The organism is Paenibacillus helianthi, assembly GCF_001909055.1.
Classification (GTDB): Bacteria; Bacillota; Bacilli; order Paenibacillales; family Paenibacillaceae; genus Paenibacillus_AQ; species Paenibacillus_AQ helianthi.
In genome coordinates this window covers 35715-53468 of the sequence record NZ_LVWI01000058.1, presented here as the reverse complement: position 1 = coordinate 53468, position 17754 = coordinate 35715, and the positions used below count along the sequence as shown (strand labels likewise).

Below are 17754 nucleotides of genomic sequence, written 5' to 3'. Positions count from 1 at the left end.
TAGCTGGGGAAACGTTGCATTTCCGCAAAGAGAGCAAGGAGACACTACAAAGCGGATATGAAATTCACAAACGTCATTACCGAAGCCAAAGCTGCGAAGGCTGTCCGCTGAAGGAACGCTGCACCAAGGCAGCAGGAAATCGGGAAGTGGTTGTCAGTCTGGAGAGGCTGCGGTACCAGAAGCAGGCTCGGGACATCCTGCGAAGCGAGGAAGGTTATGCCCTGGCCGTACGCCGAATGACGGAACCGGAAAGCGTATTTGGACAACTGAAGAATAACCGGGGCTTCCGGCGCTTTCTGATTCGCGGCATGGAAAAAGTGACGCTTGAGGTCGGTTGGCTTTCGCTTGCCCATAATATGCTGAAGCAAGCCACGGTGGACCAAAAACGCAAGGTCGCAATTCTCCAATAACAGGAGAATCGCGGCCTTGCTGTCTTTTTACTGCCTCTTGAATACATATGGGCTGTTTCTTTTTTTTGAAAATCTACTTATGAGACAGCCCCTTTACTACTTGTATTAGATACTTATTCTTCCCCTGTCTCCACAATCCACACCTCCGGCAAATTGCGGAACTGCTCCGCGTAGTCCAGGCCGTAGCCGACGACGAATTCGTCGGGGATTTCGATGCCGCAGTAGTCGATGGGGATGTCGGCAAGGCGGCGGGAGGGCTTGCTGAGGATGGTGCAGATGCGGACACTTGCAGCCTCCCGGAGAGCAAAGAGCTGCTTGAGATGCTGCAGGGTCAGGCCGGTGTCGATCATGTCCTCGACGAGGAGGACGTGTTTGCCACGGATGTCGGTGTCGATGTCTTTTTTGACGGTGATGACGCCGCTTGAGGTGGAGCTGGCGCCATAGCTGGATACGGACATGTAATCCATGCCGATAGGGAGGGTGATCTCGCGCATCAGGTCAGCCATAAATACGGCTGCTCCCTTGAGGATGCCGATGAGAACCAGCTCCTTACCTTCGTAATCCCGTGATATGTCTGCTCCAAGCTCCTGGACTCTTTGCTGCAGCTCTGTTTTGGTTACCAGAACCTTTTGTAATGACGTCATTGTGTGGGCTCCTTATGAATCAGAATGATCCCGCCGCAGCAAGCTTTCTGTGTTCACGGGCTGCTTATGATCAGGATGATGATCTGTCCTTTTCCTTAAGCATAACATCATGTGCTCCGCCTTCAAAGATGGTTGTCGATGAGACAAGGGTAATCTTCGCCTGCTGCTGCAGCTGCGGGATGGTTAGTGCACCGCAGTTGCACATGGTGGATTTGATTTTGCTGATGCTGAGATCCAGATTATCTTTGAGACGACCGGCATAAGGAATGAAGGAATCCACGCCTTCCTCGAACTCCAGCTTGCTCTCCTTGTCGGCATTGCCGAAGTCGTACCGCTGCCAGTTGCGGGCCCGGCTGGAGCCTTCGCCCCAATACTCCTTCACGAAGTTGCCGCCGACCAGCAGCTTGCGGCCCGGGCTTTCATCGAAGCGGGCGAAATAGCGGCCCAGCATCACGAAGTCGGCCCCCATCGCCAGGGCAAGAACGATATGGTAGTCATGCACGATGCCGCCGTCGGAGCAGATCGGGACGTAGATGCCTGTTTTCTCGTAATATTCCTGGCGTGCTTCAGCGACTTCAATGACGGAGGAGGCCTGGCCGCGCCCGATGCCTTTTTGCTCACGGGTGATGCAGATGGAACCGCCGCCTATGCCGACCTTGATGAAGTCCGCACCGGCTTCGACCAGATAGAGGAAGCCTTCCTTGTCCACTACATTGCCTGCGCCAACCTTCACTTTCTCCCCAAAAGTCTCCTTAATATAGTGGATCGTCTCGGCCTGCCATTCGGAGTAACCATCCGAAGAGTCAATGCAGAGTACATCCGCACCTGCTTCCACCAGCGCCGGAACACGTTCCTTATAGTCTCTGGAGTTGATGCCTGCCCCGACGATTAGCTGCTTGTTGCTGTCATGCAGCTCGAGCGGGTACTCCTGATGGCTGTCGTAGTCCTTGCGGAAAACGAGATGAACCAGATGGCCGCTGCTGCTCACAATCGGCAGACAGTTCAGCTTATGATCCCAGATCATGTCATTGGCTTCAGTCAGGGAGATGCCTTCATTGGCATAGATCAGTGAAGCGAGCGGTGTCATGAACCCGGTAATCGCGCAGTCCGGCGGCAGCCGGTTCTCACGGTAATCGCGGCTGGTGACTATGCCCATCAGCTTGCCTGTAGGCTCTCCGTTGTCGGTGATCGCGATGGTCGAATGGCCGCTGCGGGCTTTCAGCTCCAGCACATCCTTCAGGGTGTCCTCGGGACGCAGATTGGAATCACTGAGCACGAAGCCGGCCTTGAATTTCTTGACTCTGCGGACCATCTCCACCTGCTGCTCAATCGGCTGCGAGCCATAAATGAAGGAAATTCCGCCGCTTTTGGCCAGGGCAATCGCCATATTATGGTCGGAGACAGCCTGCATTACGGCAGAAGTCACGGGGAGGTTCATCGTCAGGGCTGGCGTTTCTCCCTTGTGGAATTTGGTCACCGGAGTTCTGAGATCGACATTTCCCGGAATGCATTCTTTGGTCGTCAGATTCGGCACCAGCAGGAATTCGCTGAACGTTCTGGACGGCTGATCATAATAGTAAGCCATGTGTGGTCGCTCCCTCTCTTGGTTTGTTTTTTCTATACTTTTGACAGGACTTGTACCGGTACACCAATATCCATTTCCAGCTGTTTGTAATGCTCGCCCTTGGCCAGAATCGCCTGAACGCCGACAAGCTGAATGCCCATGTGTTCCATTTGTTGGGCGATGCAGCGGATGGTAGCGCCTGAGCTGATCACATCATCGACGAGGAGCACCCGGTCCCCGGCAGTGAATCCGTCAAAATAGATATAGTTCTCATTATACGCCGTCTCGCGTTTGATGCTAACTTCATAGTTATCGTATAATTCGGTACTGAGACGCAGGATATTCATCGGTTTCATCAGTTTGTAGGCCGCGAGCATCCCCCAGGTATGCCCACCCGGCTCGGGAGATACGATATAATCAAAAGCAGGGAACTGCGCCGTAATGCTCTCGGCAAGGCTGTCCGTGATCTCACTAATCAGCTCGGGGTCAATATAAGTGCCGCGTTCACCGAAAGGATAAAGCTTGAAATCATAGGCGGTATCTTTATTTATATAAATCCTTACATTTTTAGCGTTGCTGATGGATTCGCTGAGTCTTGCATAGGATGCGCTCATAGTCTTCACTCCTTAAAAGTTGTGTTAGCATATACAAAAAAACCCGGACTACAAGAGGCACCTGGAGGGCAAACGGCATCACGGAGAAGCGCACCAAAATCATGCGGGCTCTCGCCTTGATATCCTTCAGCCTTGCGGTGCCTCTTGTAGCCTGGGGCAATTTACGGTTGCCTGTAGAAACGCTCATACCAGATTAACGAGCTTATACAAGAGGGTGTGAAATTAGAGGGATTATGAATTAAAAGTGACATTAGGTGGGAATTGGGTGGAATTATTCATTTATATGTTAGGGATAGTGACTTATATCATTTGTTATATGCTATCATTCGCAATATTGTGTGTCAATATTTGATTTATATGTTAGATTTGATTACAACGACTGTGACTGGGGAGAGTGATTGAGATGCCGGAAGCTTCGCAATGGAAAATGGATACTTGTTCGCTGAAAGGTGATGGGGAGTGGAACGAGGATGCGCTGGTCATTCATGAAGAGGGATGTGTGTATGGCGTTGTGGATGGAGCGACTTCGCTTTCGCCATACCGGAATCCGGAGGGGCAGACAGGAGGATATATAGCGGCGCAGCTGGCGGCAGCACATTTTATGACAATGGACCCGCACGGGAAGCTGGAGCAGACTGCAACTGAAGCGAACCAGGCTCTGTGGCAGCAGATGGTGGCGGAAGGTGTGGATACGGGGGAGGCATCCAATCGGTGGTCGGCAGCCTTGGTCGTGGTGCAGATCCATGAATACAGCGTTGAATACGTACAGGCAGGGGATTGTATGCTGCTTGCCAGGTATAAGGATGGTACGGTCAGAGCGCTGACCCATCCCCAATTGGCGCATGTTGACCGGAAGACGCTGGACAAGATGGCGCAGCTTCGCTCCGAAGGCATAAGCGATCCGGCAGAGCTTCGCAGAGCGCTTATACCTAACCTCACGGGCAACCGGAACTTGGCCAATACGATTGACGGCTACGGGGTATTAAATGGCGACCCGCGATTCCCGCAGTTTTTGGAGAAAGGAACGTTTAACCGGGCGAATCTGGAGAGTCTCTATATGTTCAGCGACGGCTTGTACACCGAAGAATCTAAATGGACGGAATTGACGGATGCTCTGGAGAGACTTGGGGCTGAGGGGTATGCCGGGGCTTTGTATGATAAGGAACAAGAGGACCGGATGCTGCTGGAGGTTCCGCGCCTCAAGGTTTCTGATGATAAAACATGTATAGTGCTGCATTTGGGGTAGGCGGTTTTCCCAAGCGTAAGCTGATTAAAAATCTAAAAATAACCGATCCTAACCATGGCGTTGCCACGGTTTTTATATTTCCTGCTGAACCGGTACGGAGCTATTTTAAGGGCGACAATGACGTTTAGCTTGTTTATAATGATTATTATCTGGATTTCATAAATAGTTCAAAGGTTTTGTCAAAAGGTGCTTTTTCATGTGATATACTTAACACAGCGTTTATAGAAGTTGTGAAAGTGGCAGCAGCTAATTACGGATGAGCGGCAACAGTGCCTGCACCAATGAATAGAGATTAGGATGGTGAACAAACGATGCATATTGTCGTCGTTGGCCTGAATTACCGCACGGCACCCGTAGAGGTCAGGGAACAGTTCGCTTTTGCCGAGAGGGATCTGCCTGCGGCGTTACATCAGCTGATGCAGACCAAAAGCGTGTTGGAAGGGGTCGTCGTTGCTACCTGCAACCGGACAGAAATTTATGTGGTTGTGGACCGGCTTCACATGTGCGGATATTTCATCCGCAGCTATATGGAGCAGTGGTTTGGAGTGAAAAGCGATGTTTTTGCACAGCATATGTATATATATGAAGACGAGCAGGCGATTGCCCATCTCTTCCGCGTAACCTGCGGTCTGGATTCTATGGTGATCGGTGAGACGCAGATCCTGGGACAGGTGCGCAGTGCTTTTTTGACTGCCCAGGGCGAAGGGGTGACAGGAACCTGGTTCAACCGGCTGTTCAAGCAGGCGGTTACACTGGGCAAACGCGCTCACAGCGAAACATCGATTGGCGAGAGTGCAGTATCTGTCAGCTATGCGGCTGTGGAGCTGGGCAAGCGGATCTTTGGCATGTTCTCCGGCAAAAGAGTGCTGATTCTTGGCGCCGGCAAAATGAGCGAGCTGACGGTGAAGCATCTGTACAGCAGCGGCGCGGCGGAAGTGATTGTCGCCAACCGGACGCTGTCGCGTGCTGTGGAGCTTGCCGAGAAGTTCTCGGGCAAGCCGAGCACGATTGAGCAAGCCTTACAGCACCTCGATGAAGTGGATATTGTGATCAGCTCGACGGGAGCGGATGGCTATGTCCTGACAGCGGCTCAAGTGGCTGAGAATATGAAGCGCCGCCCATCGCGTCCGCTGTTCATGATTGATATAGCTGTGCCTCGTGATATTGACCCGGCGGCGGCGAGCGTCCCGGATGTGTTCCTGTACGATATTGACGATCTGGAAGGCATTGTAGAGACCAACCTGGAAATGCGCCGTACAGAGGCCGCCAAGATCGAGGTTATGATCGAAGCCGAGCTGGAAGATTTCCAGATGTGGCTGAAGACCATGGGGGTCCGGCCGGTGATCCGTGCGCTGCAGGATAAATCCAATGGTATATATGAAGATACGATGGATAGTCTCTTCAATAAGCTGCCGGAACTGGACGAGCATCAGCGCAAGGTTATCCGCCGTCTCACGAAGAGCATTGTCAATCAGATGATGCATGATCCGATCAATGTCATTAAGGAGCTGTCCGGCGGCAAGCAAGGAAACGAAGCGCTGGAGTATTTTACACAAATCTTTGCGCTTCAGGAGCAGCTTGGCACAGGGATAGACGACGGAAGTTCTGCAGAGCCGGAACGAAAGGAAGCTGAACGCGATTCCGCCAGCGAGTATACGCTGCCGAAGTCGGTGTTCGCTCCGGCAGGCCTGCTGGGCGGGTGAACCAGATGCAACTGCTGAATGGAATATATGATACAGCTCTGCTGCTATATGCCCTGAGCCTGCTGTTTGTTTTCTCGGATTGCCTTAAGCGGAATCCGGGCGGGAAGCGGCTGGGCACAGGGCTTCTTGTTTTTGTTGGCCTTTTGCAATCTTCCGGTCTGGCGATCCGCTTCTCACAGGAGAACGGTTTGCCGATTTTTACACCGTATGATTTCCTGTTCTGGTTCTCCTTCATTATTGTGCTGACCTCACTTGCGATTGCCTACACCCGAGGCGGAGAATTTACGATTCTGCTGCTCAGCATGGCAGGCTTCAGTGTCTTCCTGCTGAACAGGGTCTGGCTGACTGCCGAGGATCATACACTGCAGAGCTGGAGTGCGGTGCACGGGTGGCTGGCGATGCATATCATTTTGGCCAACCTGAGCTTTGCCGCCCTGACACTGGGAACGGTGTTTGCCATAATGTATCTATTCCTGCATACGCGGCTGAAGCACAAAAAATGGGATGATCGCATCCGCCGTCTGCCGAGCCTTGAGACCATGGACAAATATTCATATACCGCGATTCTGGCTGGGGTTCCCCTGCTGCTGGCTTCGCTGGTGCTGGCCGGAATGTCGATTATTGCTGAAGGGCGGACTCCATTGTTTCAGGATTCTAAGGTGCTGACCACCCTGATTGGGCTTGCGGTCTACATTGCCTATATCTTCCTCAAGCGCTCTGCCCGCCGCAGCGGCACCTCTATGGCCCGCTGGGCTATTGCCGGGTACGGGTTCATTATTTTGAATTTTTTGCTCAATTCCTGGTCGGAGTTTCACGGCTGGGGGGGCTAGGGGAGTGCTATGTGGAGACTGATGTTCTTTGGGGTGAAAGTAACGGCTTACCTTGTGGAGTGACACTTCATATTAAGTGACAATGAACGAAAGTGAGAAATTAGCCCTTCTTTTATGAAATCTAAGTTCATCTATAGGGCTATAAGTGTGCTAACCATCCACATGCTGTCAGTAAAGCTGAGGTTGACAGGTCACCGCCCGAGGTAAGTATAAGAAAGAATGATATCTGAAGGGGTTCTATTTGGCCTTGACAGTAGTAAAATTGAGATTGGATTGACGGTGAAATTCGGGTAACGCGGGTGCGGGAATTTTGATACTGGTTCGGATGAAGTGGAGGGGTTCCTGCTGGTTTTTGCGGGTGTTGCGATGAAGGGCTTGATATATGCGTTAGTGGGCTCGATGTACGCGATAGATTGAATTGACGATAAATTCTCCTGGAGCGGGTACGGGAATCTAATGTGCGTTGTACACGGTTGGATTTGCGTTACAGGCTAGTGGATGTGTTGGTGGCAGGAGTAGGAGTGTGGCTGGATGGTGAAGTATTTTCCCATTATGCTGGAGCTACAGGACCAGCGTGTGGTTGTCATTGGCGGCGGCGCGGTGGCGGAGCGCAAGGTGGTCGCGCTTATAGAAGCCGGGGCGGCGGTGGTTCTGGTCAGCCCTTCGCTGACCGGGACGTTAGCCGCCCTGGCTGAAGCGGGGCGGCTGAGTTGGATCAGCCGCCCCTATGCCCCCGGGGATATACGGGGGGCATTCCTGGTCTACGCCGCCAGCAACGATGCGGCGGTGAATGAGTCGGTGGCCCGGGAGGCGCGCAGCCTGGGCCTTCCGGTGAATGTAGCCAGCCGGGCCGAGGCGGGCAGCTTCATTACCCCCGGCGTGCTTCGCCGGGGGCGGCTAACGGTCGCCGTGTCGACTTCAGGCGCGGGACCGTCGGCAGCTGCGAAGATCACGGAGCAGCTGGCTGGGATTCTGGGCGAAGAGTATGAGCCCTATCTGGACTGGTTACACAGCCTGCGGACCGAGATCAAGCGCAGGGAACTGCCGCCGGAGCTGCGTGGACGGCTTCTGCGCAGGCTAGGCGAAGTTGATGTGTTGAATGAGATGCGACAGGGCACCTTTATAGAGTGGGGTGCGGACGAGATCGACGACTGGATCACCCGAAGTTTAGAAGAATAAGCAGTGAACTGCTGGCAGTCTGGAGGAATAGGTCAGGCTGAAGGAAGGCGTTAGGCTAGAGGAAAACGTGCCTGATGACTCTAAATGTGTGAGTTATGATTTTCGTCAAATGTGACGCAGGTGCCTGCGCGGGAAGCGGGCGAAACAAAGGTAGAAATACCTTTGAATGACGCGCCGGGGCTGGAAGTGGGCGAAACAAAGGTAGAAATACCTTTGAATGACGCTCCAAGGCTGGAAGCGGGCGAAACAAAGGTAGAAATACCTTTGAATGACGCGCCGAGGCTGGAAGTGGGCGAAACAAAGGTAGAAATACCTTTGAATGACGCGCCGAGGCTGGAAGTGGGCGTAACAAAGGTAGAAATACCTTTGAATGACGCGCCGAGGCTGGAAGTGGGCGAAACAAAGGTAGAAATACCTTTGAATGAGTAGCCCAGGCTGGAAGTGGGCTAAACAAAGGCAGAGGCAGTTACCAGGTACCAGGAGGGATGAGGCATGAGGAAGATTATTGTAGGCAGCAGACAAAGTGCGCTGGCGCTCACGCAGACGGGGCAGGTGATTGCCGATTTGGAGCGGCTGAGCGGGGAGCATGGGTTTGGGTTTACGTTTGAAGTTCATAAGATTGTAACTAAGGGAGACCGGATTCTTGATGTAACGCTGTCCAAAGTTGGCGGCAAGGGATTGTTCGTCAAGGAAATTGAGCAGGCGATGCTGGCCCATGAGATAGATATGGCTGTACATAGTATGAAGGATATGCCCTCCGAACTGCCGGAGGGATTGATGAATGGTGCGGTTCCGAAACGCGTGGACCCCCGCGATTGTCTGATTTCAAACGGCGGTCTTGCGCTCGAAGATCTGCCGCAGGGTGCGCGCGTAGGCACAAGCAGCCTCCGCCGTTCCAGCCAGCTTGCAGCGCTGCGGCCCGATCTTCAGATTGAGCCGGTGCGCGGCAATATCGACTCACGTCTGGGTAAGCTTGAGAACGGCGAATACGACGCCATTCTGCTGGCGGCGGCGGGGCTGGCCCGGATGGGCTGGAAGGACCGGGTAACTGCGTATTTGCCGCCGGAGGTATGCCTGCCTGCTGTAGGGCAAGGCGCACTCGGGATCGAGTGCCGGGTGGATGATGCCGAGCTGCGGAAGTTGCTGGCGTTATACGATGATGAGCAGACGGCGCTTACGGTAGCGGCGGAGCGGACTTTTCTGGGCGCTCTCAATGGCGGCTGCCAGGTGCCGATTGGCGCTTTTGCCGTGCTGGACAATGAAGCTGTGAAGTCAGCCTCCCAAAGGCTGATTACATTGACAGGAATGGTGGGAACACCGGATGGCTCGGTCATCCTGAAGGAAACCTGCAGCGGGTATGACCCGGCGCAGCTGGGTGAAGAGGTGGCCAGGAAGCTCATCGCCAGAGGAGCGGAACAGATTTTGGCGGATGCAAGGGGATGAGAGAAATGACGGGGAAGGTATATCTGGTAGGTGCGGGACCTGGGGATGCTAGGCTGATTACGGTCAAAGGTCTGGATTGTATTAAGAAGGCGGATGTGCTGGTGTACGACCGGCTGGCCAGTCCCAGACTGCTGAAATGGATGAAGCCCGGCGGGCAAAAAATATATGTAGGCAAACTCCCGGACCGCCACACGATGAAGCAGGAAGAGATCAATCAGCTGCTCGTTGATTTGGCGCTGGAGGGCAAAACGGTAGTCCGGTTGAAGGGCGGGGACCCGACGATTTTTGGACGTGTGGGTGAAGAGGCGGAGCTGCTGCGCAGGCACGGTATTTATTATGAGATTGTGCCGGGGATTACCTCGGCGATCAGTGTTCCGGCGTATGCCGGCATTCCGGTGACCCACCGGGATATGGCTTCTTCACTGTCCATTATCACAGGCCATGAAAGCCCGGATAAGCTGGACCATACCATTCACTGGGATAAAGTGACCAATGCAACGGGGACACTGATATTTCTGATGGGCGTAGCCAAAATCGGCTACATCAGCGCCCAGCTGATCAAGCATGGACGGGCGCCGGAGACGCCGGTGGCGCTTGTCCGCTGGGGGACACGTGCGGATCAGGAGACGCTTACGGGGACGCTCGCTGACATTGAAGCGAAGGTGAAGGCCGCTGATTTCCAGTCGCCGGCCGTGATCGTTGTCGGCGAGGTTGTGCTGCAGCGCGAGCAGCTCATGTGGGCAGAGGCGTTGCCGCTGTTCGGCAAGCGCATTGTGGTTACACGGGCCCGCAGCCAGGCCAGCGAGCTGGTGGATTGGATTGAGGAGCTCGGCGGAGAGCCGTACGAGTTCCCGGTCATTGAGACGAGGATGCCCGAAGGTGCCGAGCAGAAAGCAGGTATTGCCGCCGCGTTGGCGTCGCTGGAAGAATACGATTACGTATTCTTTACGAGCGCGAACGGCGTGGAGTTTTTTTGGCGCCACCTGGCGGAGCTGAAGGTGGACATCCGCAGGCTGCACCGCGCCCGGATCGGCGCGGTGGGTCCGGGTACAGCCGCGGCGCTTGCGCAGCGCGGGCTGGTGGCCGAGGAGCTGCCTGGACGCTTCCAGGCAGAGGGGCTGCTTGAAGCCTTCGGGCCAAGGCTGCAGCCGGGGCAGAAGGTGCTTCTTCCGCGCGGCGATCTGGCGCGCGAGTGGCTGCCGGACAAGCTGCGGGAGCTCGGCCTGGAGGTGACCGAAGTGGACACCTATGAGACCGTGGTGACGGGTGAAGACGATATCGAGCTGCTCAAGCTGCTGGAAGAAAAGCGGATCCACGCAGTGACTTTTACCAGCTCATCGACGGTTCGCAACTTCATCAGCATTCTGCAGCGCATGGGGCTTGAAGATCCGCTTCCGCTGCTGGCAGGCGTCAAGATTGCCTGTATCGGTCCCGTGACTGAACAAACCGCCGTAGAGGCGGGGCTGACACCGGGACTTCTTCCTGAAGAAGCGACGATTGAAGCGCTGGTGCAGGAGCTCTGCCGCTGGAACGAGACCACGAGGCTGAAGTGAATTGGGCTTTGTCGTGACTGGCTGAGATCGATGGGTTCTTGATCGGGCTCACTGAAGTGGATTGTTAATGTTATAGCTCGCTGAAATAGAAGGGATTTTGTCGTGCCTGGCCGGATTGGAATGGTTATTGTCATGACCGTTGGGGATTGACTGGGTTTTGCCTTCACTCGATTTGGGTTTATATATGTACTGTACAGGAGGATAATATCATGGGGTTTCCAATTACAAGACACCGCCGTTTGCGCGGAACAGCAGGAATTCGGGGCATGGTGCGGGAGACGATCCTGAATACGCTGGATTTCATCCAGCCGATTTTTGTCACCTATGGAGCAGGTGTGAAAAGTGAGATCAGCTCGATGCCGGGCGTGTATCATTTTTCGCTGGATACGCTGAAGGCGGAAGTGGACGAGATTGCGGTGCTGGGCATTCCGGCTGTACTGCTGTTCGGGATTCCCGAAACTAAGGATGCGGTCGGCTCGTCTGCGTTTGCTGAGGATGGCATTGTGCAGGAAGCCACACGGCTGATTAAAAAGTGGTACCCCGAGCTGCTCGTGGTTGCCGATACCTGTCTCTGTGAATTCACGGATCACGGACATTGCGGCATGGTTCATACCCATACGGTGGACGGCGTGGTGCATGGCGATGTGATTAACGATGCTTCGCTGGACCTGTTGACCCGCACGGCAGTGTCTCAGGCTCAGGCGGGTGCGGATATTATCGCTCCGTCGAATATGATGGACGGGTTCGTGCATGCGATCCGTGCCGGACTGGATGAGAACGGATTTGAGCATGTGCCGATTATGTCATATTCGGTAAAATATGCTTCGGCCTTCTACGGGCCGTTCCGTGAAGCCGCTGACTCCGCACCGCAGTTCGGAAACCGCAAAACCTACCAGATGGACCCGGCCAACCTGCGCGAAGCGATCCGCGAAGCGGATTCAGATGTGCTTGAGGGTGCGGATATGCTGATGGTGAAACCGGCTTTGGCTTATCTGGATGTGATCCGCACCATCCGTGATCAATTCGATCTGCCGCTGGTGGCTTACAATGTGAGCGGTGAATATTCCATGGTCAAAGCGGCGGCTCTGCAAGGCTGGATTGATGAACAGGCTGTTGTGCTAGAGATGCTGACCGGGATGAAACGCGCCGGCGCGGACATCATTATTACCTATTTTGCCAAGGATGCAGCCCGCTGGCTGCGCAGATAAGTACCTGGTAGCAGCCGGGTCATATCTATAACACAATACGAACTGGACAGGAGTGGTGACAATGAGCAAATTGCCTTTGGCGCGGCGGGAAGAGGCTTCCCGCAAGGCTTTTGATGAAGCCAAGCAGTATATCCCTGGCGGAGTGAATAGTCCGGTCCGGGCGTTCAAATCTGTGGGGCTGACCCCGGTCTATGTGGATCATGGTGCGGGTTCACGCATTTATGATATCGACGGGAACAGCTTTATTGACTACGTCTGCTCGTGGGGTCCGCTGATTATGGGCCATGCCCACCCTGAAGTGGTCAAGGCGCTGCAGGAGACGGCAGTCAAAGGGACAAGCTTTGGCGCACCGACACTGCTGGAGACGGAAATGGCCAAAACCGTGGTCGGGCGGGTTCATTCGGTTGATATTGTGCGCATGGTCAATTCCGGAACCGAAGCTACCATGAGTGCGATCCGGCTGGCACGGGGGTATACTGGAAGAAGCAAAATCCTTAAGTTCGAAGGCTCTTACCACGGCCATGCAGACAGTCTGCTAATTAAAGCCGGATCGGGTGTAGCTACACTTGGATTGCCGGATAGTCCCGGTGTGCCTGAAGGCGTGGCCATGAATACGATCACCGTGCCTTACAATGACCTGGAAGGGGTCAAAATCGCCTTCGAACGCTTCGGCAATGAGATTGCTGCTGTAATTGTGGAACCGATTGCCGGGAATATGGGCGTAGTGCCCCCGCTTCCGGGATTTCTGGAGGGGCTGCGCAAGGTGACTACGGGCTACGGTGCGCTGCTTATTTTTGACGAGGTCATGACCGGATTTCGGGTGAACCGGGGCTGTGCCCAGGGGCTGTTCGGCATGGAGCCGGATCTTACCTGCTTCGGCAAAGTGATTGGCGGAGGCCTTCCGGTAGGCGCCTATGGCGGCAAAAGGGAAATCATGGAGCAGATTGCTCCAACTGGACCAATCTACCAGGCGGGGACGCTCAGCGGCAATCCGCTTGCGATGGCAGCGGGTCTGACAACACTTAGACTGCTGACACCGGAGGTGTACGACCGTCTGGAAGTCCTCGGTGCGCGTCTAGAGGCAGGACTTATGCGCAACGCGGTGGATACAAGCATTCCGCTAACCATTAACCGTGTGGGCTCCATGGTCTGCCCATTCTTTACTGAAGGTCCGGTCATCAATTATGATACAGCCAAAGCCAGTAATCTGGACCGGTTCCGGGCTTATTTCGGTAAAATGCTGGATCAGGGCATCAGTGTTCCGCCTTCACAATTTGAAGGCATGTTCGTCTCTGCCGCACACAGCGAGCAGGATATTGATGATACGCTGGAGGCCCATTATCAGGCCTTGAAATCCCTGTGACGGCAGAGAAGGAGCCGTTATCCGTGACGGGCGGCGGGTCCTGGGCCCGCCGCGGAGAATGGCTGGAGGCTATGCCTGGACGGGTAATTACCGCAGCTACAGATCCGGCAGCGGCCATAGATCAGTGGCTGCTGGAAACCGTGGGCATGCCCGCTAAGCTCCATTCTAGATTACGCCGCGAGGGCGGCGTACAGTGGAAGGGAGACCGCCTTCGGCTGGGATTGTTCCCTTACCGTGAGGCGGGCATTGAGCCGGCGTGGACAGCACTTGAAGTGTTGTTCGAGGATGACTTCTGCCTCGTTGTCCATAAGCCTGCGGGCATGGCGGTCCACCCCGATGGCAGCGGGAATGAGATCACTCTGGATCATGGGGTTGCCGCCCATTATGCGGCCTCGGGCGGGGGAGTCGCCGTACGCCATATTCACCGTCTGGACAAGGACACAACAGGTCCGGTGCTGTATGCGAAGAATGAGTATGCACAGCTTGTACTTGACGAGGCTATGCGTGCCAAATCCGTCTCGCGGCTGTACGCCGCGATCGTACAAGGAACGGTACCGCCTGGCCTGAAGGTAATTGATGCCCCAATTGGCCGAGACCGTCACCATGCGGCGCGCCGGCGGGTCTCTCCGGGCGGGCAGGATGCGGTGACGCGGATCATTGGCCGGGAAGTTCTGCAGGGGGGTACAGTGCTTAAGGTGCAGCTCGAAACCGGGCGGACGCATCAGATCCGTGTCCATCTAAGCCACATGGGCCATCCGCTGTTCGGAGATGCTCTGTACGGCGGTCCGGCCTGGAATGCAGGTCGGCTTCCCCATTCCGGCGGTGTCGGAAGACAGGCACTGCATGGTGAAATACTTGCGTTCAATCATCCATGGACCAAAGAACAGCTTGAAGTGGCCGATCCATGGCCTGAGGATATGCTGCTCTTGCGTGAACAGCTGGGAGCAGATCAGCAGGTTTGAATGCCCTGGTGATGAGGGGTTTATAAGGTCCGGGCTCATACTGTTCCCGTGAGCCTGCTCATCACGATAACCCATTTACTGAAGTCAAGAGCCCCCCAAGGCTGCGCTCCGGCACAGCCTTGGGGGGCTCTTGTTCGACGTATGACATTCTGAAGCGGATTCCCGAGGGTAGCGGCTGCTTATGCCGGATTCTGCTGCGTGTCTCGCCGATCAGATGTTAAGCCGGCGCTCATACGCCTGAATATAGCCTTGACCCGCTTGAGTCAGTTTGCCCGCATCGATATAGCCGGCTTCATAGATATGCTTCATCACCGTTCTGAAATCCCGGGGGTCCACACCACCGGCATGCGGGTATGCCGCCTCCTGCTTTTGTTCAAATCCTTTCAGAATTTGATATACGGGATCAGCGCTAATCATGCAATCAGCCTCCTTTCTAATTTTTAAAGTATATTCCCGCCAGTCTTTGTTGGTGAAACCCTGAAATACAGGACCATAAGTGTGTTCAGCCCGAACGGTAGGTAAAGCCAATAGCATGTAAGAAACTGGATGCTGTGAAGTAAAGCAAGCTAACGGATTTTGGGTATATAACACTAATAGAAATAAGATTCATTTGCGTGACTGGATAGTGTTTATATGATGGGGGGAACACCATGAAATGGCAGGGTAGAAGGGGCAGCTCGAATGTGGAGGACCGCCGGGGGATGGGCGGCGGCGGAAAGGTGATCGGCGGCGGAATCGGAGGAATCATTATTGTTGTGATTGTAACGCTGCTCAGCGGAGGGAATGCCGGTGATATTCTTGGTGGTCTCACGTCCGGGGGCACGAATACTTCGGCACCTTATGAACAGACGGCTCAGGAGAAAGAGTTGGCGGACTTTGTATCCGTTGTGCTGGCGGATACGGAAGAAGTGTGGTCCGGGGTTTTCCAGGAAGAGGGGAAGACATATCAGGACCCGACGCTCGTGCTCTATACTGGCAGTGTAGATTCGGCCTGTGGCACAGCAACATCGGCGGTGGGGCCGTTTTATTGTCCGGGTGATGCCAAGCTGTACATCGACCTCAGCTTTTACGACGAGCTGCAGCAGCGCTTCCAGGCACCGGGAGATTTCGCCATGGCCTATGTAATTGCCCACGAAGTGGGACATCATGTACAGACGCTGCTCGGCACTACAGAGAAACTGGATTCGGTCCGTCAGAGCTTGAGCGAGAAGGAATATAACAAATACCAGGTCCGTTTTGAGCTTCAGGCCGATTATCTGGCTGGCGTCTGGGCCAAGCATGCCCAGGGGATGAATCTGCTGGAAGAGGGCGATCTGGATGAGGCGCTGACGGCAGCGAGTGCGGTCGGCGATGATACGATTCAGAAGCAGGCCCAAGGCTATGCAGTGCCCGACAGCTTTACCCATGGCACTTCAGAGCAGCGCAAGCGCTGGTTCTACAAAGGCTTCCATTCAGGTACCATTGAGGGCGGCGATACCTTTAACGCTACCGAGCTTTAGGGGAAGCAGGTGAGGCCAACAACTTCATAAACCTCGAACCTCAAAACGGCTGCACTGTCCAGTAAAGGACGGCCCAGCCGTTTTATGCAAAAAAGGTACCGTCCCTGAAAAGGGCAATGCAGCTACAACAGGGCATCTGCCCGCTCAGGCTTCCAGTTCATTTTTATACGACAGCCGGTTACGGCCAAGCTTCTTGGATTCCAGCAGCAGCTGGTCGGCATACACATACCCTTTTTCCATAGAGGTCCGCTGCCCCACTTCCGCCTTGTAATAATACAAGCCAAAGGAAGCTGAATACACAACATTGATCCGCTGGTCCTCATACTCGGCAGTGACGCTGTGTCCGGCAATCGTGTCCAGAATTCCCTGAATCTGCGCGTGGCAGTCCTCAAAGGATTTGTGTCTCAGGAACATGGTGAATTCCTCGCCGCCGCTGCGGAACAGAATGTCCTCTTCCTGCATATGCGACTTTAGCGTATTGGCAAAGTGGATGATCACCCGGTCACCGACGGCGTGGTTATAGGTATCGTTGATTTTTTTGAACCGGTCGATGTCCGCCACCACGATACCGATGCACTCGTTGCTGTGGTTCAGCTCCTTCATCATCTTATCCATATGGGCGCGGTTGAAGGTTCCGGTCAAAAAGTCGCGGTAGGCCATCTGCTCGAACTTGTCCCGTTCAAATTTATGCTGGGCGCTTTGTGATTTGGAATAGAAGGAGATGCTCACGACATAGTTCAGCAGGAAGAGCGCAATCAGCATTTCCCATTTCTCCATCTGCAGCAGCCGCAGCAGCAAAGCATTCGTCAAGGTTACCTTGCTGAAGTCCAGCAGATTTCTGTTGTGCAGCAGCAGGTCCATAGCTTCTTTGCGGGTGGTGATATCACCTGAGAGTGCAAAGGTAAGCGTCAGGAAGCTCGCCGACAGGAGCGTCGTTACACAGACTACCAGAAGAAACAGCAGCCAGTAGCCCAGTGGCATATGTGCGGCATAAGGATGGAGCAGCGTGTACAGGTAGTACCCACCCGAACCGCCAATGGTAAAGGAACCGATATTGTAAAAGGTGTCCAGAAATTCTCCGGGGTCCGCGGTTTTGGTCTTCTTTTTATAGAAAAACACCGTAAACCGGTATAGTACCTCGAACAGAAGTGTGCCCATAGGCCCTGCGAAAACCCCGAAAGAGGAGGTGTAGCTGATCGCGTAATCTATATTCGAATTGCCGCTTCGGGTCACAATGCGCAGTTGATAATAAATACTTGAAAAAGCCCAATATAAGATCAGAGCTTTGAGATATGTATGGTCTAGCACTATAGCGTGCCTCGCGCCGAAAGCTATGGCCACAGAGGCAAAAAACAGAAAAAGGTCAAATACCCTTGCTTTGGACATAACGTTGATTTCCTTTCAGGAGTTATTCCGATTATACCCGAAAATTTCGGGTTGTGATTAAAAGTTATTTTAGAAAATTTGCCATTTGTCCATGTCCCGGCATGGGGGAAGTTCATATAATATTTTGTTCGTTTTATTTTTGGAACCGGG

Annotated in this window: 17 protein-coding genes and 1 riboswitch; of the genes, 12 read left to right on the top strand and 5 right to left on the bottom strand. The window is 54.1% G+C overall.

Annotation, left to right across the window (positions count from 1 at the left end; all coding sequences use genetic code 11):
• Positions 1-410 (top strand): transposase (locus tag A3844_RS21850; protein ID WP_208619447.1); only part of this gene is annotated, 410 nt, incomplete at its 5' end.
• Positions 411-523: 113 nt separating this feature from the next.
• On the opposite strand, the gene hpt is transcribed toward A3844_RS21850, so the two are convergent.
• From hpt to A3844_RS21835, 3 genes are all read right to left on the bottom strand, one after another.
• Positions 524-1054: a hypoxanthine phosphoribosyltransferase gene (hpt, locus tag A3844_RS21845; protein ID WP_074086556.1), complete on the bottom strand. Its 531-nt coding sequence runs from the start codon at positions 1052-1054 to the stop codon at positions 524-526.
• 70 nt (positions 1055-1124) lie between these two features.
• Positions 1125-2639 carry an IMP dehydrogenase gene (locus A3844_RS21840; protein ID WP_074108448.1) on the bottom strand — a complete coding sequence of 505 codons (1515 nt, stop codon included), beginning with the start codon at positions 2637-2639 and terminating at the stop codon, positions 1125-1127.
• A 32-nt stretch (positions 2640-2671) separates the two neighbouring features.
• Positions 2672-3232 carry a phosphoribosyltransferase gene (locus tag A3844_RS21835; RefSeq protein ID WP_074108447.1) on the bottom strand — a complete coding sequence of 187 codons (561 nt, stop codon included), beginning with the start codon at positions 3230-3232 and terminating at the stop codon, positions 2672-2674.
• 127 nt (positions 3233-3359) lie between these two features.
• Positions 3360-3462, bottom strand: a riboswitch (purine riboswitch).
• A 173-nt stretch (positions 3463-3635) separates the two neighbouring features.
• Here A3844_RS21835 and A3844_RS21830 point away from each other — a divergent pair.
• The 10 genes from A3844_RS21830 (at position 3636) to A3844_RS21785 (ending at position 14719) form a co-directional block, all read left to right on the top strand.
• Positions 3636-4478, top strand: coding sequence for a protein phosphatase 2C domain-containing protein (locus A3844_RS21830; RefSeq protein ID WP_074108446.1), 843 nt, complete (start codon positions 3636-3638; stop codon positions 4476-4478).
• Positions 4479-4789: 311 nt separating this feature from the next.
• Positions 4790-6181 carry a glutamyl-tRNA reductase gene (gene hemA / locus A3844_RS21825; protein ID WP_074108445.1) on the top strand — a complete coding sequence of 464 codons (1392 nt, stop codon included), beginning with the start codon at positions 4790-4792 and terminating at the stop codon, positions 6179-6181.
• A gap of 5 nt (positions 6182-6186) precedes the next feature.
• Positions 6187-7011 (top strand): cytochrome c biogenesis protein CcsA, encoded by an 825-nt coding sequence (ccsA, locus tag A3844_RS21820; protein WP_074102307.1) that lies wholly within the window; start codon positions 6187-6189, stop codon positions 7009-7011.
• A gap of 531 nt (positions 7012-7542) precedes the next feature.
• Positions 7543-8190: a precorrin-2 dehydrogenase/sirohydrochlorin ferrochelatase family protein gene (locus tag A3844_RS21815; protein WP_074108444.1), complete on the top strand. Its 648-nt coding sequence runs from the start codon at positions 7543-7545 to the stop codon at positions 8188-8190.
• A gap of 162 nt (positions 8191-8352) precedes the next feature.
• The gene (locus tag A3844_RS21810) at positions 8353-8619 is read left to right on the top strand and encodes a hypothetical protein (protein ID WP_074108443.1); all 267 of its coding nucleotides are present in this window, start codon (positions 8353-8355) and stop codon (positions 8617-8619) included.
• A gap of 63 nt (positions 8620-8682) precedes the next feature.
• Positions 8683-9633 (top strand): hydroxymethylbilane synthase, encoded by a 951-nt coding sequence (gene hemC / locus A3844_RS21805; protein WP_074108442.1) that lies wholly within the window; start codon positions 8683-8685, stop codon positions 9631-9633.
• Positions 9634-9638: 5 nt separating this feature from the next.
• The gene (gene cobA / locus A3844_RS21800; protein WP_074108441.1) at positions 9639-11186 is read left to right on the top strand and encodes a uroporphyrinogen-III C-methyltransferase; all 1548 of its coding nucleotides are present in this window, start codon (positions 9639-9641) and stop codon (positions 11184-11186) included.
• A gap of 209 nt (positions 11187-11395) precedes the next feature.
• Complete coding sequence (hemB, locus tag A3844_RS21795; protein ID WP_074108440.1) at positions 11396-12394, top strand: porphobilinogen synthase; 999 nt, start codon at positions 11396-11398, stop codon at positions 12392-12394.
• A gap of 61 nt (positions 12395-12455) precedes the next feature.
• A complete protein-coding gene (gene hemL / locus A3844_RS21790) occupies positions 12456-13757 on the top strand; it encodes a glutamate-1-semialdehyde 2,1-aminomutase (RefSeq protein ID WP_074102313.1) in 1302 nt (433 codons plus the stop codon).
• Between the two features lie 23 nt (positions 13758-13780).
• Entirely contained in the window at positions 13781-14719 is a 939-nt protein-coding gene (locus A3844_RS21785) for an RluA family pseudouridine synthase (RefSeq protein ID WP_074108450.1), read from the top strand.
• A gap of 210 nt (positions 14720-14929) precedes the next feature.
• Here the strand turns inward: A3844_RS21785 and A3844_RS21780 are convergent, their stop codons facing one another.
• Positions 14930-15136, bottom strand: a complete 207-nt coding sequence (locus A3844_RS21780) for a hypothetical protein (protein WP_074086568.1) — start codon at positions 15134-15136, stop codon at positions 14930-14932.
• A 233-nt stretch (positions 15137-15369) separates the two neighbouring features.
• Here A3844_RS21780 and ypfJ point away from each other — a divergent pair, with 233 nt between their 5' ends.
• A complete protein-coding gene (gene ypfJ, locus A3844_RS21775; RefSeq protein ID WP_074108439.1) occupies positions 15370-16218 on the top strand; it encodes a KPN_02809 family neutral zinc metallopeptidase in 849 nt (282 codons plus the stop codon).
• A 144-nt stretch (positions 16219-16362) separates the two neighbouring features.
• On the opposite strand, the gene A3844_RS21770 is transcribed toward ypfJ, so the two are convergent.
• Positions 16363-17604 carry a GGDEF domain-containing protein gene (locus A3844_RS21770; RefSeq protein ID WP_074086570.1) on the bottom strand — a complete coding sequence of 414 codons (1242 nt, stop codon included), beginning with the start codon at positions 17602-17604 and terminating at the stop codon, positions 16363-16365.
• Positions 17605-17754: the final 150 nt, after the last annotated feature.

Bases quoted from the DNA above. Each gene is read 5' to 3' on its own strand.
- hemA (WP_074108445.1), top strand. From the start codon at position 4,790: ATGCATATTGTCGTCGTTGGCCTGAATTACCGCACGGCACCCGTAGAG.
- A3844_RS21815 (WP_074108444.1), top strand. From the start codon at position 7,543: ATGGTGAAGTATTTTCCCATTATGCTGGAGCTACAGGACCAGCGTGTG.
- A3844_RS21830 (WP_074108446.1), top strand. From the start codon at position 3,636: ATGCCGGAAGCTTCGCAATGGAAAATGGATACTTGTTCGCTGAAAGGT.
- ypfJ (WP_074108439.1), top strand. From the start codon at position 15,370: ATGAAATGGCAGGGTAGAAGGGGCAGCTCGAATGTGGAGGACCGCCGG.
- hemB (WP_074108440.1), top strand. From the start codon at position 11,396: ATGGGGTTTCCAATTACAAGACACCGCCGTTTGCGCGGAACAGCAGGA.
- hemL (WP_074102313.1), top strand. From the start codon at position 12,456: ATGAGCAAATTGCCTTTGGCGCGGCGGGAAGAGGCTTCCCGCAAGGCT.
- ccsA (WP_074102307.1), top strand. From the start codon at position 6,187: ATGCAACTGCTGAATGGAATATATGATACAGCTCTGCTGCTATATGCC.
- cobA (WP_074108441.1), top strand. From the start codon at position 9,639: ATGACGGGGAAGGTATATCTGGTAGGTGCGGGACCTGGGGATGCTAGG.
- hpt (WP_074086556.1), bottom strand. From the start codon at position 1,054: ATGACGTCATTACAAAAGGTTCTGGTAACCAAAACAGAGCTGCAGCAA.
- A3844_RS21770 (WP_074086570.1), bottom strand. From the start codon at position 17,604: ATGTCCAAAGCAAGGGTATTTGACCTTTTTCTGTTTTTTGCCTCTGTG.
- A3844_RS21835 (WP_074108447.1), bottom strand. From the start codon at position 3,232: ATGAGCGCATCCTATGCAAGACTCAGCGAATCCATCAGCAACGCTAAA.
- A3844_RS21840 (WP_074108448.1), bottom strand. From the start codon at position 2,639: ATGGCTTACTATTATGATCAGCCGTCCAGAACGTTCAGCGAATTCCTG.
- A3844_RS21780 (WP_074086568.1), bottom strand. From the start codon at position 15,136: ATGATTAGCGCTGATCCCGTATATCAAATTCTGAAAGGATTTGAACAA.
- hemC (WP_074108442.1), top strand. From the start codon at position 8,683: ATGAGGAAGATTATTGTAGGCAGCAGACAAAGTGCGCTGGCGCTCACG.